Source organism: Pseudomonas frederiksbergensis (genome assembly GCF_001874645.1).
Taxonomy (GTDB): domain Bacteria; phylum Pseudomonadota; class Gammaproteobacteria; order Pseudomonadales; family Pseudomonadaceae; genus Aquipseudomonas; species Aquipseudomonas frederiksbergensis_B.
In genome coordinates this window covers 3,127,522-3,146,844 of record NZ_CP017886.1, presented here as the reverse complement: position 1 = coordinate 3,146,844, position 19,323 = coordinate 3,127,522, and the positions used below count along the sequence as shown (strand labels likewise).

The window sequence follows — 19,323 nt, the reverse complement described above, 5'->3', positions numbered from 1 at the left end:
GGTTATTCCTTGGTGAGATCCACCAACGGTGTTTGCCTCACCTCAGTCTCCCGCCCCCCCTGAATCTCACTCACCTGCGCCAACGCTTTATCCACAGCTGTTTTATCCGCCAACAGGCTGTAGCTGATCTGGAACTGCTTCTGCTCCTTGGCCGCTATCGTCGGCACCAGGTTCAGTGGTCTCTGATACCTGCGGTTGTAGGAAAAACTCGTCCCCGGCTCCAGCCCCGTGACGTAGCCCTGCCCTTGGGTATCGGTATTTTTCCACAGGGAGAACACCGGCAATTGCCGGGTATTAAAACCAACCGATACCCCGAGGCTGCCCGCCTTGTTATGCAGCACCGTCAGCGTGTCGCCCTTGGCATCGGCATATGGCACAACGTTGTATACCGTCTCGTCGTAGTCCTTGGTCGGTGCGCGATAGGTTTGCCAGTCGGGCAAATCGCCCTTGGCCTTGTCGTTAAACGGCGACACCTGTTTCACCGGCGCCGCGAAGCGGGCGCCCTGCTCCAGGAACGGGGTGCTGAAGTTGCTGTGGTAGAGCGCCTGGTATTCCTTTGGATAGTCGCCATTGTTGGTCAGCGTGTCGTTGAGGGCGAAGCGCACGCTGCCAGGTTCGGTGACCAGTTCGGTGATCACCGAGAAGTCGACTTTCTTGAACGCCTGCTCTTTCAACTCACCGCGCAGGCTGATGGCATAGGGCGGTTTTTCATCGATGTGCAGAGTGACTTTACTGGCCGGAATGTTTGCGGCGCGGCCATGCAGGGTCAGCAGTTCGCCGTTGTCCATGCCGGGGTGACCGACCCATTCGTAGCCGCAGCGGGCGACCAGTTCATTGAAGCCTTCGAGCCAGCCCAGTCCGCCACGGCCGTTGAGTTCGATGAAGGACGGATTGACCACGTCCTTGACCGGAGAATCCCACCCCATGCGCACATTACCTACCGATGCCTGCAGGACGTTCATCCCACGGGTCGGCACCACCGAGAGTTTCAACGTGCCGTTATCAATGTCGACGATGCTGACGCCCTCCTGCCGACCACCGTGCAAAGTGCGCAGGGTCACGGAAAAGGGCTTGTCGGTTTTCACACCGAGCTGTTGGCTGGTGATTTGCTGATTCTGGGCAGCCTTGTCGGTGTCGAGCAGCACGTAATCCCAGGCCATGACATGGGAGGCAGCGGTCATAGCACCGAGCGTGACGAGCAGTTTGAGCGGGGTCATGAGAAAAGCCTTTCTTGGAGTTGTGCTTTTTTATAGCGCTGATGAAACGATTCAGCAAGCTTAAAAACGGCATAACTACCACAAAACATCACTTGGCCGCGCCCACTCGATCAGCAGCGGACAAGGCCGCCATTTGGCGGTTACATCGGTTCAGTCGAGGCGCTCGACATCCGGCAACTCCATGGCCTGAACTTCGCCTTGAAGGAAGTCACTGAGGCGGCGCAAACGTTCACCGCCGGGGCGGGTTTTCGGCCAGACCAGGTAATAATTCAGGCCGCTGGCGACGGCGGTCGGCCACGGCAAACTCAGACGTCCCTGAGCCACATCCTCGGCCACCATCAGCAAGTCGCCCATTGACACCCCGTAACCACGGGCGGCAGCGATCATCCCCAGCTCCAGCGTGTCGAACACCTGCCCGCCCTTGAGCGACACTTGCTCGGACAGGCCCATACGTTCTAGCCAACTGCGCCAGTCACGACGATCGGGAGTCGGGTGAAGCAGCTCGGTGCTGGCCAGCCGCTCGACATCCCACGGTTGATCATTCAGCAGATTCGGCGCACCGACCGGGATCAACAGTTCCGGGAACAGAAAACTGGCTTCCCAATCCGGTGGAAAATGCCCGTTGCTCAGCAGCACCGCACAATCGAAAGGTTCGTGATTGAAGTCCACCGAGTCGACGTCCATCCAGGCGCTGGTCAGTTGCACCTCGTTGCCCGGCTGCAAATGCCGGAAGCGACTGAGTCGCGCCAGCAGCCAGCGCATGGTCAGGGTCGAAGGGGCTTTCATGCGCAAGACGTCATCTTCGGCGCGCAAGGTATTGCAGGCCCGCTCCAGCGCACCAAAGCCTTCACGCACGCCGGGCAACAGCAAACGCGCGGCCTCGGTCAGTTGCAGATTGCGCCCGCTGCGCTGAAACAGCCGACAGGCAAAATGCTCCTCCAGCGTACGCACATGGCGGCTGACCGCGCTTTGGGTAATCGACAGCTCTTCAGCCGCACGGGTAAACGAACTGTGCCGCGCCGCGGCTTCGAAAGCGCGAAGGGCATACAGCGGTGGAAGACGACGAGACATCAGGAACGCTCCTCTAGCGCGACCCTGAAACCCTATCAGAAACTCTCCAGCATGAGTTTTAATCATGCGAGCAATCGTTTTTATCCCTTTGTGCAAACGCTTGCGAGCGCCGAGAATCAACCCCTCCCGATTTGTCTGACTAAACGAGCGTGATGATCATGCAGCATCCAGCACGTACCGAACTCTGGGCCATCCTGCGGCTGGCGGGGCCGTTGATTGCCTCGCAGTTGGCGCACATGCTAATGATCCTCACCGACACCTTGATGATGGCCAGGCTCAGCCCGGAGGCCTTGGCCGGTGGCGGCCTGGGCGCGGCGAGTTATTCGTTCGTATCGATTTTCTGCCTCGGCGTGATCGCGGCGGTCGGCACGCTGGTGGCGATCCGGCAAGGCGCCGGTGACATCGAAGGCGCCACGCGGCTGACTCAGGCCGGGCTTTGGCTGGCGTGGTTGATGGCGCTGCTGGCGGGCCTGCTGCTGTGGAACCTCAAACCGGTGTTGCTGCTGTTCGGCCAGACTGAAAGCAACGTGCACGCGGCCGGCCAATTCCTGTTGATTCTGCCGTTCGCCCTGCCCGGCTACCTGAGTTTCATGGCCCTGCGCGGCTTTACCAGCGCCATCGGCCGGACGACGCCGGTGATGGTGATCAGCCTCGCCGGGACCGTGGCCAACTTCCTGCTCAACTATGCGTTGATCACCGGTATGTTCGGTCTGCCAAAAATGGGTTTGATGGGGATCGGTCTGGTCACCGCCATCGTCGCCAACTGCATGGCGCTGGGCCTGGCCTGGCATATCCGCCGGCATCCGGCTTACGACGCCTATCCACTGCGCAAGGGCCTGTCACGGCCCAATCGCCAGTACTTGCGCGAGCTATGGCGTCTGGGCCTGCCCATTGGCGGCACCTACGCGGTGGAGGTCGGCCTGTTTGCGTTCGCGGCATTGTGTATGGGCACCATGGGCAGCACGCAGTTGGCGGCGCATCAGATCGCCCTGCAAATTGTCTCGGTGGCGTTCATGATTCCGGCGGGGCTGTCGTATGCGATCACCATGCGCATCGGCCAGCATTACGGCGCCGGACAATTGCTCGATGCGCGCTTGGCCGGGCGGGTCGGGATTGCCTTTGGTGGCGCGGCGATGCTCGGGTTTGCCATGGTCTTCTGGCTGCTGCCGAATCAACTGGTGGGACTGTTCCTGGACCAAAATGATCCGGCGTTTCACGAGGTCATTCAGTTGGCCGTGAGTCTGTTGATGGTGGCGGCGTGGTTCGAGTTTTTCGACGGCACGCAAACCATCGCCATGGGCTGTATTCGTGGCCTGAAGGACGCCAGGACTACCTTCCTGGTCGGCCTCGCTTGCTATTGGCTGATCGGCGCACCGGCTGCATGGTGGATGGCTTTTCACCTCCATTGGGGGCCGACGGGCGTCTGGTGGGGCCTGGCGCTGGGGCTGGCCTGCTCGGCCGTGAGTCTGACGCTGGCGTTCGAATGGAAGATGAAGCGGATGATTCGGCGTGAGCCGTCGTCACAGCCGGATTTTCAGGTCGCCCAGCCGGAATAAGATCAAGAGATCGCAGCCTGCGGCAGCTCCTACGCAGGCTGCGATCTTTTAAATGGCCTCAACAATCGCCTGCTGGCTGCTGCCAAAGGTCAGATATTCAACCAGCTCGGCCAGCGGCAACGGCTTGCTGATCAAGTAACCCTGCACCTGATCACAACCAAAGCCGCGCAGTAGCTCAAGCTGTTCAGGGGTTTCAACGCCCTCGGCAACCACTTCCAGGTTGAGGTTGTGGGCCAGGTTGATCATCGCGTGAACCAGCTTGCGATTTTCCTCACGCATCTCCATGCCACCGACAAAGCTTTTGTCGATCTTCAGCAAGGCAATCGGCAGGCTGTTGAGGTGCACGAACGACGAGAAACCAGTGCCGAAGTCGTCCAGAGAGAAACGCACACCCAGACGCCCCAAAGCGTCCATGGTCTGCTTGACCAGATCGCTGCGGCGCATCACGGCGGTTTCCGTCAGTTCGAATTCCAGCCACTGCGCTTCAACGCCACGCTCGGCGATCAACCGGCTCAACGTCGACAGCAACTGACTGTCCTGGAACTGCCGGAACGACAGGTTCACTGCCATGTGCAACGGCGGCAGACCGCGTTCGCGTAACGCCTGCATGTCGCGCAAGGCGCGGGAAATCACCCAGTACCCCAGTGGCACGATCAAACCGCTCTGCTCGGCCAGCGGCACGAACTCGCTCGGCGGCAACAGCCCGCGCTCGCCATGGCGCCAACGCACCAGCGCCTCGAGGCCAACGATTTGCCCGTCGTCCAGGTTCAGCCGCGGCTGGTAATGCAATTCCAGCTCATCGCGACGCAAGGCCCGGCGCAGTTCGCTTTCAAGATCGGCGAGGCTGCGCGCATTGCGGTTGATGCGTTCATTGAAGATATGAAAGGTGCAGCCTTGGGTGCTTTTGGCCTGCTGCATGGCGATATGCGCGTGCCACATCAGCGGGTCGGCGCCAGCCTGTGCACGCGCGTGGGCGATGCCCAGGCTGCAACCGATCAACAGGCTTTCGCCGTCGACCCAGTAGGGCTCGGCCATGACTTCGGTGATGCGCTCGGCCATCCACTCGGCGCGTTGCGGCGCACGGCGGGTGTCGATGAGCAAGGCGAATTCGTCGCTGCCCAGACGCGCCAGTTGATCGCCGGCCTCAAGCTGGCTTTTGAGCCGCGAGACCACTTGCAGGATCAGCCGGTCACCGGCCTGGTGGCCGAGGGCGTCATTGGCGTGTCGGAAATTATCGAGATCGAGGTGCCCCAGCGCCAGGCCACGGCCGTCGTTTTCCGCCAAACGCGCCGCCAGCAGGGTCTGAAAACCCTGGCGGTTGGCAATGCCGGTCAGCGGATCTTGCTCGGCGAGGCGCTGCAAGGTGTTTTCCAGCACACCGCGCTCACGCACATGACGCAGGCAGCGGCGCAATGTATCCACATCCAGTGCATCGCGAACCAGCCAGTCACTGACACCGTCCGGTGGGATGGACGGTTCATGTTCGAGCAGCAGCACCGTCGGCAGGCTGCAACGGCCCGGTTCCGGTTGAAGCGCTGAAATGGTCAACAGGACCGCACTGCGGTTGTCAGTAAATAGACTGCTCACCGACTCCCAGGTCGGTGCACTGATCAGCACAGCCGAGCTCCCCATAGGAGCCAGACACTCGCGTAACAACGCTGCCCACGCTGGCTCTTCGGCCAGTAGCAGCAAACGCAAGGGTTCGACAGGCGTAGACAAGCTAGCTCCCTAGACTCTGCAAAAGATGTTGGCGGCGGGCATTATGACGCGCAGATAAGCAGCGGCCAATGATATTGATTATCAAAAACTCTGTTATACCGCTTTAAATCGAACATTAGTCGCCAATTCAGCACGCATCCTGCGGGAAAGTAACAAAACCGGCAAATTTAGATAGCGTGGTACGTCACAAGTCGGAGAGAGGCGGCAGAATCTGTGCATCCTGTTAAAATGCCCGCCCTTTTCGCAAACGACTCCCTTTTCCGTCATGTCCCGACTCAATCCCCGGCAGCAAGAAGCCGTGAGCTACGTCGGCGGCCCTCTTTTGGTGCTCGCCGGTGCTGGCTCCGGCAAGACCAGTGTCATCACCCGCAAAATTGCCCACTTGATCCAGAACTGCGGCATTCGTGCCCAGTACATCGTCGCCATGACCTTTACCAACAAGGCCGCGCGCGAAATGAAAGAGCGGGTCGGCACCTTGCTCAAAGGTGGTGAAGGACGCGGCCTGACGGTGTGCACGTTCCACAACCTTGGGCTCAACATCATCCGCAAGGAGCATGTGCGGCTGGGCTACAAACCGGGTTTCTCGATTTTCGACGAGACCGACGTCAAAGCCCTGATGACCGACATCATGCAGAAGGAGTATTCGGGCGACGACGGCGTCGACGAGATCAAGAACATGATCGGCGCCTGGAAGAACGACCTGATCCTGCCGCCCGAAGCCCTGGAAAACGCCCGTAACCCCAAGGAACAGACCGCCGCCATCGTCTACACCCACTACCAGCGCACGCTCAAGGCGTTCAACGCAGTGGACTTCGATGACCTGATCCTGCTGCCGGTGAAGCTGTTCCAGGAACACGCCGACATCCTCGAAAAGTGGCAGAACAAAGTCCGCTACCTGCTGGTGGACGAATACCAGGACACCAACGCCAGCCAGTACCTGCTGGTGAAATTGCTGATCGGCACGCGCAACCAGTTCACCGTGGTCGGCGACGACGACCAATCGATCTATGCCTGGCGCGGCGCCCGCCCGGAAAACCTGATGCTGCTCAAGGACGACTACCCGTCCTTGAAAGTGGTGATGCTGGAGCAAAACTACCGCTCCACCAGTCGCATCCTGCGCTGCGCCAACGTGCTGATCTCGAACAACCCCCACGAGTTTGAAAAACAGCTGTGGAGCGAGATGGGCCACGGCGACGAGATCCGTGTGATCCGTTGCCGCAACGAAGACGCCGAAGCCGAGCGCGTGGCCGTGGAAATCCTCAGCCTGCACCTGCGCACCGACCGCCCGTACAGCGATTTCGCGATCCTCTACCGCGGTAACTACCAGGCCAAGCTGATCGAGTTGAAGCTGCAACACCACCAGATTCCTTATCGCCTTTCCGGTGGCAACAGCTTCTTCGGACGTCAGGAAGTCAAAGACCTGATGGCCTACTTCCGCCTGATCGTGAACCCGGATGACGACAACGCCTTCCTGCGGGTGATCAACGTCCCACGCCGGGAAATCGGTTCGACCACGCTGGAAAAACTCGGTAACTACGCGACCGAACGCAAGATCTCGATGTACGCCGCCACCGACGAAATCGGTCTGGGCGAACACCTGGACAGCCGCTTCACGGATCGTCTGGCGCGCTTCAAGCGCTTCATGGACCGCGTACGCGAGCAGTGTGCCGGCGAAGACCCGATCTCCGCCCTGCGCAGCATGGTCATGGACATCGACTACGAGAACTGGCTGCGTACCAACAGCTCCAGCGACAAGGCCGCCGACTACCGCATGGGTAACGTCTGGTTCCTGATCGAGGCGCTGAAGAACACCCTGGAAAAAGACGAAGACGGCGAAATGACCGTCGAAGACGCGATCGGCAAGCTCGTCCTGCGGGACATGCTCGAACGGCAGCAGGAAGAGGAAGACGGTGCCGAAGGCGTGCAGATGATGACCTTGCACGCCTCCAAGGGCCTGGAATTTCCGTACGTGTTCATCATGGGCATGGAGGAGGAAATCCTCCCGCACCGCTCCAGCATCGAAGCCGACACCATCGAAGAAGAACGCCGTCTGGCCTACGTCGGGATTACCCGAGCACGTCAGACCCTGGCCTTCACCTTTGCCGCCAAGCGCAAACAGTACGGCGAAATCATCGACTGCTCGCCGAGCCGTTTCCTCGATGAGCTGCCACCCGACGACCTGGCCTGGGAAGGCAACGACGACACCCCGACCGAAGTCAAAGCCGTGCGTGGCAATAGCGCATTGGCGGATATCCGCGCGATGTTAAAGCGCTAGAATTGACCACTTTTTAACCGACTTTTGGCGCTCAACGCGCTTGATGAGGAAGCCTCATGGAAGCACTGCACAAGAAAATTCGCGAAGAAGGCATCGTGCTTTCCGACCAGGTCCTGAAAGTCGACGCCTTTCTGAACCACCAGATCGACCCGCAATTGATGAAGCTGATCGGCGACGAATTCGCCACGCTGTTCAAGGATTCGGGGATTACCAAGATCGTCACCATCGAGGCGTCGGGCATTGCTCCGGCGATCATGACCGGTCTGAATCTGGGCGTGCCGGTGATTTTCGCTCGCAAGCACCAGTCCCTGACCCTGACTGAAAATCTGCTATCGGCGACCGTTTACTCGTTCACCAAGCAAACCGAAAGCACTGTGGCCATTTCCCCACGTCACCTGACCAGCAGCGACCGCGTGCTGATCATCGACGACTTCCTGGCCAACGGTAAGGCTTCGCAGGCGCTGATCTCGATCATCAAACAGGCCGGCGCCACCGTGGCAGGCTTGGGTATCGTGATCGAGAAGTCGTTTCAGGGCGGCCGCGCCGAACTGGACGCGCAAGGCTACCGCGTCGAATCCCTGGCCCGGGTCAAATCCCTGGCCGGCGGTGTCGTGACCTTTATCGAGTAACGGTTGTACGCATAATAAAGATCGCAGCCTGCGGCAGCTCCTACACCGGACACATTCCCCTGTAGGAGCTGCCGCAGGTTCGGGCCGCGTTCGGACGATCTTTGCGCTCTCAAACCCGCGTCGCTTTCAGGCCTGCCAGCAGCAATCGCTGATACACATCTTCCTTCAACCCGTCAGGCTTCGTCAGCTGCATCCGTTCCAGATGAACCGGATACTCCGACGGCTCCGGCGCATCCAGGGCGGCCTTGCCCAACTCCAGAATCTCCGTGAGTTTGAACGTGCTCTTGAGCCAGTTCAGCGCCCGCAACAAATCCCGCTCCTCGCTGCTGAAATCACTGCCCAACGGATACTCCGGAAACAACCGGGGGTGCCGCGCAGCAATCGCCTGCAAGCGCTGTGGACTGTTGTCGGTGAAACGCGGATCGAGGCAAAAATCCTTCGGCAGTTTGCCAGCCTTCTGCGCCTGTTCGATCAAGCCTGGCTGGAAGCGTGAATCGCTGATGTTGAGCAATGCTTCGATCACCTTGGCGTCGGTCTTGCCACGCAAATCGGCGATGCCGTATTCGGTAACCACGATGTCGCGCAAGTGCCGTGGGATGGTGCAGTGGCCGTACACCCAGACCATGTTCGAACTCGCCTCACCGCCCGACTCGCGCCAGCTGCGCAGGATCAGAATCGAGCGCGCGCCTTCCAGCGCATGGCCCTGGGCGACGAAGTTGTATTGCCCGCCGACACCGCTGAGCACCCGCCCGTCTTCCAACTGATCAGCGACTCCGGCACCGAGCAAAGTCATGGTGAACGCGCTGTTTATGAAACGCGCATCCAGGCGCTGCAAGCGCTTGAGTTCTTCATGACCATACAGTTCATTGATGTAGCTGATGGCGGTCATGTTGAATTCGGCGAGCTTGCTGTGGGGTAAATCCCTCAACCGCTGATAGAAACTGCGTGGGCCGAGGAAGAAACCACCGTGTATCGAGACGCCACCCACTTGAGCCGATTCATCCAAGGCGCCGGCATTGGCTTGCTGTTGCAGAGCGACGCTCGGATAAACCTTACGCCGCACGATCCCGGCATCGGATAACGCCAGCAGACCATTGACGAACATCTCGCTGCAACCATAAAGCCCCTTGGCGAATGGCTCCACGCCGCCTTCACGACTCATCAGCGGTGCCCAGTAATGCGCGTCAAGGTCCGTCAATAGCGCACGGTAGCCGTCGTTATCCGCCTGCCGGGCCAACAGCGCGGCGGTCAGCGCATCGCCCATGGCCCCGATGCCGATTTGCAAGGTTCCGCCGTCACGCACCAAGGTGCTGGCATGCAGGCCGATGAAGTGATCCTGAAAACCCACCGGCATGTTCGGCGTGGAAAACAGCGTGCTGCCCTCCTCCTCGTCGAGCAGCAGATCGAACGCCTCGCGGCCGACTTCCGAGTCTCCCGGCATGTAGGGCAGGTCCCGGTGAACCTGGCCGAGCAGCAGAATGGTTTCCCCGGCGGCGCGACGCTTGGCGATCATCGGCAACAGGTCGAGGGTGATGTCCGGGTTGCAGCTCAGGCTCAGTCGATCCGGCTGTTGCGGGTCATGAGCCACCAGTTGCGCCAGCAGGTTCAACCCGGCGGCATTGATGTCCCGCGCGGCGTGGCTGTAGTTGCTGCTGACGTAGTCCTGCTGCGCCGATGTGCTGTGCAGCAAGCTGCCAGGCTGCATGAAGAACTGCTCGATGTGAATGTTCGCCGGGAGGCTGTCACGGTGCAGGTCGGCGAGAAAATCCAGCTCGGGATAGTCGCCAAACACTCGTTCGATGAAGGGTTCCAGAAAGCGCCGCTGCAAGCCGTCGCCCAATGACGGACGACCCAGGCTCAACGCGGTATACACCGTCAGCTGCCGCTCGGGCAGTTGGGCGATGCGCCGATAGAGCGCGTTGACGAAACGGTTGGGCTTGCCCAGCCCCAGCGGCAGGCCGAGGTGTATATGCGCGGGCAAACGCGCGAGCACATCATCGACTGCCTGTTCGATTGATACCGACTGCACCATCAGACCCTCCCGACCTGTCCATGAATTGAGGTGGGTCCGAGCTTGCCGGGTCCTGATCATTATGACCAGTCCAGAGGTCAAATCTCAGGTACAAAAAAGCCGCTCGCAAGCGGCTTTTTCACTGAAGATGGGGCTTATTTCAGGCCAGACATCTTCTGGATGGCGCCTTCAAGATCTTTCACTTCGCAGTCGCTGCACGTGCCTTTTGGCGGCATCGCGTTGAGACCTGCCAACGCTACTTTCGCCAGGCCAGCAGCAGTGCCGCCTTCTTTGTCGGCGCGTTTCTTCCAGTCTGCAGCATCACCGATTTTCGGTGCGCCCAGCAGACCCGTGCCATGGCAAGCATTGCAATGTTTGGCAATGATTTCGTCGGGGGTTTTCGCTGCACCGCCGCCTACCGAAGCAGCGACTTCCATCCCCTTGCACTCTTGACCTTGTACACAGACCTGGCCGACGGGCTCAAGGCGCTTGGCGATATCGTCAGTGGTCGACGCCTGAGCGCTGACTGCCCAAAGGGCCAATACGGTTGCTGGTGCGGCCAGCATTTTCATAATTAGATTCACGCGTACACCCTCAATGGTGGCTAGTCACGCCCACGGCCACGGTTTCGCAGGCGGGCGTAAGTATAACGGTTAGCCCGCCACACTGAAACAACCCTAAAGTCCAAGGGGTATTAAGTCGTGGCGAAATACAGCATGGGGCGACTCGCAAAACCCTGCCGGACGCCTCTTTTCTCAGAAATTCGCCGGTGTGGCTGCGCTGATTAGTCGCGCAGGCGCGTCGAACGGATTTCGGAAACGGTGCGGTTTGGTGCTTTCGAAATAGTAGCTGTCACCGGCCTCGAGCACGAATGTCTCCAGCCCGACCACCAGCTCCAGCCGACCTTCGAGCAGAATCCCGGTTTCCTCGCCCTCATGGGTGAGCATCTCTTCACCGGTATCGGCGCCTGGCGGGTAGATCTCGTTGAGGAACGCAATGGCACGGCTCGGATGAGCCTTGCCGACCAGTTTCATCGTCACGGCGCCATCGGAGATATCAATCAGCTCATTGGCTTTGTAGACGATCTGCGTCGGTTTTTCCTGGAGAATTTCTTCGGAAAAGAACTCGACCATGGACATGGGGATTCCGCCCAGTACCTTCCTCAGCGAACTGATCGAGGGACTGACGCTGTTTTTCTCGATCATCGAAATGGTGCTATTGGTAACACCTGCCCGCTTGGCGAGCTCTCGCTGGGATAGACCTTTCAGTTTACGGATCGATTGCAGTCGTTCACCGACGTCCAATGCATTAGCCTCCCAGGATTCAGATTGTGTGGATAGTGAGCGTTATCATGGCGACAGCGTTCAGTATTTACAACACTTGGGCCTGAATCCTGTTCAGCAAAACGACTTCTGGTCTCGACAGCGAGCCTCAGCTCCCGGAATAGAGCAGTGGGACGCGGCGCAGGTTGCAGAAGATCTGGTAGGGAATGGTCTCGGCAGCCATGGCTACGTCGCTGGCCAGGATGTTCTTGCCCCACAATTCGACCGTCGAACCGAGGCCGGCCTGCGGCACATCGGTCAAATCGATGCAGAGCATGTCCATCGACACCCGTCCCAGCAGCTGGCTGCGCTGCCCGGCCACCAATACCGGCGTGCCCGTAGGCGCCTGCCGCGGGTAACCGTCGGCATAGCCCATGGCGACCACGCCGATGCGCATTGGCTTCTGGGTGATGAACTTGGCGCCATAGCCCACCGGCTCACCGGCCGGCAGTTCGCGCACGCTGATGACTTTCGACTCCAGAGTCATCACCGGCTGCAAGCGGGCCGCTACGGGGTTGGCTTCTTCGAAAGGTGTCGCGCCGTAGAGCATGATGCCCGGGCGAACCCAATCGCTCGGCACCTGCGGCCAGCCCAGCACCGCCGGCGAGTTACGCAAGCTGACCTGCGCCGACAAGCCCTGGCGCGCCGCTTCAAACACCGCAACCTGCTCTGCCGCGCTGCGGCTATGCAGCTCATCGGCACGGGCGAAGTGACTCATCAGCACGATCTTCGAGACCTTGCCGCTGGCCAGCAAACGTTGGTACGCCGCCTGATAATCCGCCGGATGCAGGCCGACCCGGTGCATCCCCGAATCAAGCTTGAGCCAGACCGTGATCGGCTTGCTCAACGCGGCTTTCTCGATTGCTTCGAGTTGCCACAGCGAATGCACCACACACCAGAAATCATGCTCAACAATCAGCGACAGCTCATCGGCTTCGAAAAAGCCTTCGAGCAGCAGGACCGGCGCACGAATACCGGCGGCGCGCAGTTCCAGGGCTTCTTCGATACAGGCCACGGCAAAACCGTCCGCCTCGGTCTCCAGAGCCTGGGCACAGCGCACCGCACCATGGCCATAGGCATCGGCCTTGATCACCGCGAGGGCGCGCGCGCCAGAGACTTCACGGGCCAGTTGATAGTTATGACGCAGGGCTTGAAGATCAATCAGGGCACGGGCAGGACGCATGGCGGCAGACTTCTAGGCGGTCATGAGGAAGAAAAACCGGCGCTGGCTGACGGCGTGAACCGCCAACAGCGCCGGGAGAGGGATCGTTGCTTAAGATCGTTGCTTAAGGCAGAGCAGCCACTACCGACAGCTCAACCAGGATTTCCGGTTCGCACAGCTTGGCTTCGACTGTCGCACGGGCTGGCGCGACGTTCTTTGGCAGCCAGCTGTCCCAGACACTGTTCATGCCTTTGAAATGGGCATCGATGTCTTTCAGGTAAATCGTCACCGACAGCAGTTTGGTTTTATCGGTCCCGGCCAGATCCAGCAAACGCTCGATGTTGGCGAGGGTTTCACGGGTCTGCTGTTCAATCCCGGCACTCATATCGTCGCCGACTTGCCCTGCCAGATACACGGTACCGCTGTGGACAACGATCTGGCTCATGCGCTCATTGGTGAGCTGGCGCTGGATTGACATGTTTTTCAGACTCCTGATTGGTCTTGCCGTAACGGGAAATATCGAGGCCTTCGGCACTGATCTGCGGCGTTCTTTTCGCCATCAGGTCAGCCAGCAAGCGGCCGGAGCCACACGCCATGGTCCAGCCGAGCGTGCCGTGACCGGTGTTCAGGAACAGGTTCTTGAACGGCGTGGCACCAACAATCGGCGTGCCATCCGGCGTGGTCGGACGCAGACCGGTCCAGAAACTCGCCTCGGCCAGGTCGCCGCCCTGAGGATAAAGATCGTTGACGATCATCTCCAGCGTTTCGCGTCGACGTGGATTCAGCGACAGGTCAAAACCGGCGATCTCAGCCATACCGCCAACACGAATGCGGTTGTCGAAACGGGTGATCGCAACCTTGTAGGTTTCATCGAGAATAGTCGACGTCGGGGCCATCGCCGGATTGGTGATCGGCACGGTCAGCGAGTAGCCCTTGAGCGGGTACACCGGGGCCTTGATGCCCAACGGCTTGAGCAACTTCGGCGAGTAGCTGCCGAGCGCCAATACGTAGCGGTCAGCGGTTTCCAGCTTGCCGTCGATCCACACGCCGTTGATCCGGTCACCGGCATGGTCGAGGCGCTGAATGTCCTGGCCGAAGCGGAACTCCACGCCCAGCTTCACGGCCATTTCGGCCAGGCGCGTGGTGAAGATCTGGCAGTCGCCGGTCTGGTCGTTCGGCAGGCGCAAGGCACCGGCGAGGATATCGGTGACGCTGGCCAGCGCCGGTTCGACGCGGGCAATGCCGGCGCGGTCGAGCAGTTCAAACGGCACGCCGGACTCTTTCAGGACGGCAATGTCTTTTGCCGCGCCATCCAGCTGCGCCTGAGTGCGGAACAGTTGAGTCGTCCCCAGGCTGCGGCCTTCGTAGGCAATGCCGGTTTCAGCACGCAGTTCATCGAGGCAGTCACGGCTGTACTCGGACAGGCGGACCATGCGCTCTTTGTTCACCGCATAACGGCTGGCGGTGCAGTTGCGCAGCATCTGCGCCATCCACAGGTATTGGTCGATATCGGTGGTGGCCTTGATTGCCAGCGGTGCGTGGCGTTGCAGCAGCCATTTGATGGCTTTGAGCGGCACACCCGGCGCGGCCCACGGCGAGGCATAACCCGGCGAGACTTGCCCTGCGTTGGCGAAACTGGTTTCCATGGCAGCAGCGGGTTGACGGTCGACGACCACCACTTCAAACCCGGCCCGAGCCAGATAGTAGGCACTGGCGGTACCGATGACGCCGCTACCCAAGACCAGAACGCGCATTTTCATATCCCTCATCGCGGCTTACCGCTGACGTTTGTTGTTCAAAGCACAGATGCGCGCAGTGTAAAAAACATTTGCCAGTGCTTTTCACTATATAAGCACCTATATTTGGCGACAATTCTCGGCAAAATCCCTTTTCACGGAGGCGCATCCCCTATGCGTACCAATACTCAGACCAAACGCGAGCTGGACAAGATCGACCGTAATATCCTGCGCATCCTTCAAGCGGACGGGCGGATTTCGTTCACCGAGCTTGGGGAGAAAGTCGGGTTGTCGACCACGCCCTGTACTGAGCGGGTGCGACGCCTGGAACGCGAAGGGATCATCATGGGCTACAACGCCCGGCTCAACCCGCAGCACCTCAAGGGCAGCCTGTTGGTGTTCGTCGAGATCAGCCTCGACTACAAGTCCGGCGATACCTTTGAAGAGTTTCGACGCGCAGTGCTGAAACTGCCGCACGTACTGGAATGCCACCTGGTGTCAGGAGATTTCGACTACCTGGTGAAGGCGCGGATTTCCGAGATGGCCTCGTACCGCAAACTGCTGGGCGACATCCTGCTCAAGCTGCCTCACGTGCGTGAGTCCAAGAGCTATATCGTGATGGAAGAAGTGAAAGAGAGCCTGAGCTTGCCGATTCCGGACTGAAGATCAAAAGATCGCAGCCTGCGGCAGCTCCTACATGGGAGCGCGCACACCCGTAGGAGCTGCCGCAGGCTGCGATCTTTTACCCGGCGACGTTTAAACCAACACCTGCCGGGTGCTGGCCATGTATTCATGAATCTGCTTTTCGACCCGCGGATGAATCAACTCCACCGGGCGGCGGCCATTGGGGCATGGCAGGGTCTGCGTGGTGCCAAACAGCCGACAGATCAACGGCCGCTCGTCATACACGGTGCAGCCATTGGGGCCCAGGTGTACACAGTTCAGTTCGTCCATTGCGGCGTCCTGCTCGGCCCTGGTCTTACGTGGCAGACGTGACATTTCTTCTGGCGAAGTAGTCACCGGGCCACAGCAGTCATGGCAGCCGGGCACGCACTCGAACGAGGGGATTTGCTGGCGAAGAGCGCGGATTTTCTGACTGTTGCAGCTCATCGAAGCAAATACCGGGAAAGTGAACGGGGTGGGATTTTGCCCTAAAAGCCTAGGGTCTGTTGACGTTTGGTGACGAACCGCGTTGCCCAGGCCGAAAGGTCCGGCTTATGCTCCGTAAAATTTACTAAACACACGAAGTCCGGATGACGCACATGAACGCCCGTGCTCAGCAATCTGCCCCGAACCACCGGCACACCACATCTTACTACGCTGCCAGCAGCCTGCCGCAGCCCGATTATCCGGAGCTCACAGGTGAACTGCTGGCTGACGTGTGCGTGGTGGGCGGCGGGTTCTCCGGGCTGAACACCGCCATCGAGCTGGCCGAACGCGGCCTCAGCGTGGTGCTGCTCGAAGCACACAAGATTGGCTGGGGCGCCAGTGGACGCAACGGCGGGCAATTGATTCGCGGGGTGGGTCATGGCCTTGATCAGTTTGCCGAGGTGATTGGCACGGATGGCGTCCGTCAGATGAAACTCATGGGGCTGGAAGCAGTGGAAATCGTCCGGCAACGGGTCGAGCATTTTCAGATCACCTGCGACCTGACCTGGGGTTACTGCGACCTGGCCAACAAACCTCGCGACCTCGAAGGTTTCGCCGAAGACGCGGCCGAACTGCGAGACCTCGGCTATCGCTATGAAACCCGGTTGCTGCAAGCCCATGAGATGCACAGCGTGGTCGGTTCCGATCGCTACGTCGGCGGCCTGGTCGACATGGGTTCCGGGCATCTGCACCCGTTGAATCTGGCCTTGGGTGAGGCAACGGCCGCTCAGCAACTGGGCGTGAAGCTGTTCGAACAATCGACCGTGACCCGCATCGACTATGGCAATGAGGTCAAGGTGCACACCGCGCAAGGCTCGGTCCGTGCCAAGACCCTGGTACTGGGCTGCAACGCCTACCTCAACAACCTGAACCCTGAACTCAGCGGCAAAGTGTTGCCCGCCGGCAGTTACATCATCGCCACCGAACCCTTGAGCGAAGCGCAGGCCCACGCATTACTGCCGCAGAACATGGCGGTCTGCGATCAACGAGTGGCGCTGGACTACTACCGGCTCTCGGCGGATCGGCGCTTGCTGTTCGGCGGCGCCTGCCACTATTCCGGTCGCGATCCGTCGGACATCGCCGCGTATATGCGACCGAAGATGCTCGACGTTTTCCCGCAACTGGCCGGCGTGAAGATCGACTATCAATGGGGCGGGATGATTGGCATCGGCGCCAACCGCCTGCCGCAGATCGGCCGGCTCAAGGACCAGCCGAATGTGTATTACGCCCAGGCCTATTCCGGTCATGGGTTGAACGCCACCCACCTGGCCGGCAAACTGCTGGCCGAAGCCATCAGCGGCCAGCAAGGTGGGGGTTTCGATCTGTTCGCCAAGGTGCCGCACATGACCTTCCCGGGCGGGAAGTACCTGCGTTCGCCGTTGTTGGCGCTGGGGATGCTTTGGCACAAGTTCAAAGAACTGGTCTGAGCCCGCTCCCGAACCCGAATCCGCCCCCGTAGGAGCTGCCGCAGGCTGCGATCTTTTGATCTGGGCTTGCGTGGCGCTGCGAAAAAGATCGCAGCCTTCGGCAGCTCCTACAGGGAACCGCATTTCGGTTTACAGCCGCCAAAAGGGTTTGAGCCCCTCCTCCCGCGCCTGTGCAAGGCTCAACCCCACATCGCGCAACTGCTCGGGCGTGAGTTCAAGCAAGGCTTTGCGCGTGTGCAGACGATGCCACAACAGACCCCAGCGACCGAGACAGGACGGGGCATTGCGGGCTCTTGCCGCACGCATGCCCTTTTCCTGCCCTGCCACCAGTTCCTGACTGTGTAACGTCAGCCGCACATCGCTCAAGCCGCTCATTTTAATTGCTCCTGTTTACATGGGTCGCCAGAGATTCCATGATGCGCGGACAGGAAAAACCGTTACAGATTCAAAATAACCGTATTACATCAATACAGATTTCCCGCTTCCCCGACTGAATCCTGTATTTTTGCCCAATCTGTACTGGTTTCTTGAATCTCCTCACCGAGGCTGCACCATGACCCTTTACGTCAACCTCGCCGAATTGCTCGGCACGCGCATCGAACAGGGCTTCTACCGTCCGGGTGACCGACTGCCGTCGGTTCGGGCATTGAGCGTCGAGCACGGGGTCAGCCTGAGCACGGTGCAGCAGGCCTATCGGGTACTGGAAGACAGTGGGCTGGCGATGCCAAAGCCGAAATCCGGCTACTTCGTTCCGGCCGGACGCGAGCTGCCGGAGCTGCCGGTCGTTGGCCGCCCGGCCCAGCGCCCGGTGGACATTTCTCAGTGGGATCAGGTGCTGGAACTGATTCGCGCCGTCCCGCGCAAGGACGTCGTGCAGCTCGGTCGCGGCATGCCGGACATCACCACGCCGACCATGAAACCTCTGTTGCGCGGGCTGGCGCGGATCAGCCGGCGGCAGGACATGCCCGGCCTGTATTACGACAACATCTACGGCACCCTCGAACTGCGCGAACAGATTGCCCGCTTGATGCTCGACTCCGGCTGTCAGCTGAGCGCCAACGACCTGGTGATCACCACCGGTTGCCACGAAGCGCTGTCCACCAGCATTCGCGCGATCTGCGAGCCGGGCGACATCGTTGCCGTCGACTCACCGAGCTTTCACGGCGCCATGCAGACCCTCAAAGGGTTGGGCATGAAAGCCCTGGAGATTCCCACCGACCCGATTACCGGGATCAGTCTCGATGCGCTGGAACTGGCCCTGGAACAGTGGCCGATCAAAGCCATACAGTTGACCCCAAACTGCAACAATCCACTGGGCTACATCATGCCGGAGGCACGCAAGCGGGCGCTGCTGACCCTGGCACAGCGCTTCGACGTGGCGATCATCGAAGACGATGTGTATGGCGAACTGGCCTACACCTACCCGCGGCCCCGCACGATCAAATCCTTCGATGAAGACGGCCGCGTCCTGCTGTGCAGCTCGTTCTCCAAGACCCTGGCGCCGGGGCTGCGCATTGGCTGGGTTGCGCCGGGCCGGTATCTGGAGCGGGCGCTGCACATGAAATACATCAGCACCGGTTCCACTGCGCCGCAACCACAAATCGCCATCGCCGAATTTCTCAAAGGCGGCCACTTCGAACCGCATTTGCGACGGATGCGCACGCAATACCAGCGCAATCGCGACCTGATGCTCGACTGGGTCAGTCGCTATTTTCCCGCCGGCACCCGAGCCAGCCGTCCACAGGGCAGCTTCATGCTTTGGGTCGAATTGCCGGAAGGTTTCGATACCTTGAAACTGAATCGTGCACTGAACGATCAAGGCGTACAGATTGCCGTCGGCAGCATTTTTTCCGCCTCGGGCAAGTACCGCAATTGCCTACGCATGAACTACGCGGCCAAGCCGACAGCGCAGATTGAAGAGGCGGTGCGCAAGGTTGGCGCAGCGGCGATCAAGCTACTGGCCGAGCATCACGAGGAAAAATGACGTAATCAACCGACGCCTGAGCATTCGCGGAGCATTGCCAAATGCCGTGCCATACTCCGAATCTT

The 19,323-nt window shown here is 59.9% G+C and carries 17 protein-coding genes; 6 read left to right on the top strand and 11 right to left on the bottom strand.

Features of this window, described 5'->3' with window-relative positions:
* Positions 1–2: 2 nt before the first annotated feature.
* Together BLL42_RS15075 and BLL42_RS15070 are read right to left on the bottom strand one after the other, a co-directional pair.
* On the bottom strand, positions 3–1,217 hold the full coding sequence (locus BLL42_RS15075; protein WP_071552810.1) for an aldose 1-epimerase family protein: 1,215 nt from the start codon (positions 1,215–1,217) through the stop codon (positions 3–5).
* A gap of 150 nt (positions 1,218–1,367) precedes the next feature.
* The gene (locus tag BLL42_RS15070; protein WP_071552809.1) at positions 1,368–2,288 is read right to left on the bottom strand and encodes a LysR substrate-binding domain-containing protein; all 921 of its coding nucleotides are present in this window, start codon (positions 2,286–2,288) and stop codon (positions 1,368–1,370) included.
* 158 nt (positions 2,289–2,446) lie between these two features.
* On the opposite strand from BLL42_RS15070, the gene BLL42_RS15065 reads away from it, so the two are divergent.
* Positions 2,447–3,844 (top strand): NorM family multidrug efflux MATE transporter, encoded by a 1,398-nt coding sequence (locus BLL42_RS15065; RefSeq protein WP_071555768.1) that lies wholly within the window; start codon positions 2,447–2,449, stop codon positions 3,842–3,844.
* A gap of 48 nt (positions 3,845–3,892) precedes the next feature.
* On the opposite strand, the gene BLL42_RS15060 is transcribed toward BLL42_RS15065, so the two are convergent.
* Positions 3,893–5,563 (bottom strand): putative bifunctional diguanylate cyclase/phosphodiesterase, encoded by a 1,671-nt coding sequence (locus BLL42_RS15060; RefSeq protein ID WP_071552808.1) that lies wholly within the window; start codon positions 5,561–5,563, stop codon positions 3,893–3,895.
* Between the two features lie 265 nt (positions 5,564–5,828).
* Here BLL42_RS15060 and rep point away from each other — a divergent pair, with 265 nt between their 5' ends.
* Positions 5,829–7,838 (top strand): DNA helicase Rep, encoded by a 2,010-nt coding sequence (rep, locus tag BLL42_RS15055; protein WP_071552807.1) that lies wholly within the window; start codon positions 5,829–5,831, stop codon positions 7,836–7,838.
* 56 nt (positions 7,839–7,894) lie between these two features.
* Positions 7,895–8,467 carry a xanthine phosphoribosyltransferase gene (locus BLL42_RS15050; protein ID WP_019694255.1) on the top strand — a complete coding sequence of 191 codons (573 nt, stop codon included), beginning with the start codon at positions 7,895–7,897 and terminating at the stop codon, positions 8,465–8,467.
* 109 nt (positions 8,468–8,576) lie between these two features.
* On the opposite strand, the gene BLL42_RS15045 is transcribed toward BLL42_RS15050, so the two are convergent.
* The 6 genes from BLL42_RS15045 to dadA form a co-directional block, all read right to left on the bottom strand.
* A complete protein-coding gene (locus BLL42_RS15045) occupies positions 8,577–10,499 on the bottom strand; it encodes an acetyl-CoA hydrolase/transferase C-terminal domain-containing protein (protein WP_071552806.1) in 1,923 nt (640 codons plus the stop codon).
* 134 nt (positions 10,500–10,633) lie between these two features.
* Entirely contained in the window at positions 10,634–11,050 is a 417-nt protein-coding gene (locus BLL42_RS15040) for a c-type cytochrome (protein WP_081427308.1), read from the bottom strand.
* 183 nt (positions 11,051–11,233) lie between these two features.
* Entirely contained in the window at positions 11,234–11,782 is a 549-nt protein-coding gene (locus BLL42_RS15035) for a cupin domain-containing protein (RefSeq protein ID WP_019694258.1), read from the bottom strand.
* A gap of 127 nt (positions 11,783–11,909) precedes the next feature.
* Positions 11,910–12,983, bottom strand: coding sequence for an alanine racemase (gene alr / locus BLL42_RS15030; RefSeq protein ID WP_071552804.1), 1,074 nt, complete (start codon positions 12,981–12,983; stop codon positions 11,910–11,912).
* Between the two features lie 103 nt (positions 12,984–13,086).
* A complete protein-coding gene (locus BLL42_RS15025; protein WP_071552803.1) occupies positions 13,087–13,440 on the bottom strand; it encodes a RidA family protein in 354 nt (117 codons plus the stop codon).
* Complete coding sequence (gene dadA, locus BLL42_RS15020) at positions 13,412–14,716, bottom strand: D-amino acid dehydrogenase (protein WP_071555767.1); 1,305 nt, start codon at positions 14,714–14,716, stop codon at positions 13,412–13,414. The genes BLL42_RS15025 and dadA overlap by 29 nt, the downstream gene beginning before the upstream one ends.
* Before the next feature lie 156 nt (positions 14,717–14,872).
* On the opposite strand from dadA, the gene BLL42_RS15015 reads away from it, so the two are divergent.
* Positions 14,873–15,361 carry an Lrp/AsnC ligand binding domain-containing protein gene (locus tag BLL42_RS15015; protein ID WP_003177284.1) on the top strand — a complete coding sequence of 163 codons (489 nt, stop codon included), beginning with the start codon at positions 14,873–14,875 and terminating at the stop codon, positions 15,359–15,361.
* Positions 15,362–15,454: 93 nt separating this feature from the next.
* On the opposite strand, the gene BLL42_RS15010 is transcribed toward BLL42_RS15015, so the two are convergent.
* Positions 15,455–15,808 (bottom strand): YkgJ family cysteine cluster protein, encoded by a 354-nt coding sequence (locus BLL42_RS15010; RefSeq protein WP_071552802.1) that lies wholly within the window; start codon positions 15,806–15,808, stop codon positions 15,455–15,457.
* 152 nt (positions 15,809–15,960) lie between these two features.
* Between BLL42_RS15010 and BLL42_RS15005 the strand changes: the two genes are divergently transcribed.
* A complete protein-coding gene (locus BLL42_RS15005) occupies positions 15,961–17,274 on the top strand; it encodes an NAD(P)/FAD-dependent oxidoreductase (RefSeq protein WP_071552801.1) in 1,314 nt (437 codons plus the stop codon).
* 129 nt (positions 17,275–17,403) lie between these two features.
* On the opposite strand, the gene BLL42_RS15000 is transcribed toward BLL42_RS15005, so the two are convergent.
* Positions 17,404–17,649, bottom strand: coding sequence for a DUF1127 domain-containing protein (locus tag BLL42_RS15000; RefSeq protein ID WP_071552800.1), 246 nt, complete (start codon positions 17,647–17,649; stop codon positions 17,404–17,406).
* 178 nt (positions 17,650–17,827) lie between these two features.
* On the opposite strand from BLL42_RS15000, the gene BLL42_RS14995 reads away from it, so the two are divergent.
* Positions 17,828–19,258 (top strand): aminotransferase-like domain-containing protein, encoded by a 1,431-nt coding sequence (locus tag BLL42_RS14995; RefSeq protein WP_071552799.1) that lies wholly within the window; start codon positions 17,828–17,830, stop codon positions 19,256–19,258.
* Positions 19,259–19,323: the final 65 nt, after the last annotated feature.

Bases quoted from the DNA above. Each gene is read 5' to 3' on its own strand.
- BLL42_RS15025 (WP_071552803.1), bottom strand. From the start codon at position 13,440: ATGTCAATCCAGCGCCAGCTCACCAATGAGCGCATGAGCCAGATCGTT.
- BLL42_RS15065 (WP_071555768.1), top strand. From the start codon at position 2,447: ATGCAGCATCCAGCACGTACCGAACTCTGGGCCATCCTGCGGCTGGCG.
- alr (WP_071552804.1), bottom strand. From the start codon at position 12,983: ATGCGTCCTGCCCGTGCCCTGATTGATCTTCAAGCCCTGCGTCATAAC.
- BLL42_RS15070 (WP_071552809.1), bottom strand. From the start codon at position 2,288: ATGTCTCGTCGTCTTCCACCGCTGTATGCCCTTCGCGCTTTCGAAGCC.
- BLL42_RS15015 (WP_003177284.1), top strand. From the start codon at position 14,873: ATGCGTACCAATACTCAGACCAAACGCGAGCTGGACAAGATCGACCGT.
- BLL42_RS15005 (WP_071552801.1), top strand. From the start codon at position 15,961: ATGAACGCCCGTGCTCAGCAATCTGCCCCGAACCACCGGCACACCACA.
- BLL42_RS15050 (WP_019694255.1), top strand. From the start codon at position 7,895: ATGGAAGCACTGCACAAGAAAATTCGCGAAGAAGGCATCGTGCTTTCC.
- BLL42_RS15000 (WP_071552800.1), bottom strand. From the start codon at position 17,649: ATGAGCGGCTTGAGCGATGTGCGGCTGACGTTACACAGTCAGGAACTG.
- BLL42_RS15010 (WP_071552802.1), bottom strand. From the start codon at position 15,808: ATGAGCTGCAACAGTCAGAAAATCCGCGCTCTTCGCCAGCAAATCCCC.
- BLL42_RS15045 (WP_071552806.1), bottom strand. From the start codon at position 10,499: ATGGTGCAGTCGGTATCAATCGAACAGGCAGTCGATGATGTGCTCGCG.
- dadA (WP_071555767.1), bottom strand. From the start codon at position 14,716: ATGCGCGTTCTGGTCTTGGGTAGCGGCGTCATCGGTACCGCCAGTGCC.
- BLL42_RS14995 (WP_071552799.1), top strand. From the start codon at position 17,828: ATGACCCTTTACGTCAACCTCGCCGAATTGCTCGGCACGCGCATCGAA.
- BLL42_RS15040 (WP_081427308.1), bottom strand. From the start codon at position 11,050: ATGAAAATGCTGGCCGCACCAGCAACCGTATTGGCCCTTTGGGCAGTC.
- rep (WP_071552807.1), top strand. From the start codon at position 5,829: ATGTCCCGACTCAATCCCCGGCAGCAAGAAGCCGTGAGCTACGTCGGC.
- BLL42_RS15075 (WP_071552810.1), bottom strand. From the start codon at position 1,217: ATGACCCCGCTCAAACTGCTCGTCACGCTCGGTGCTATGACCGCTGCC.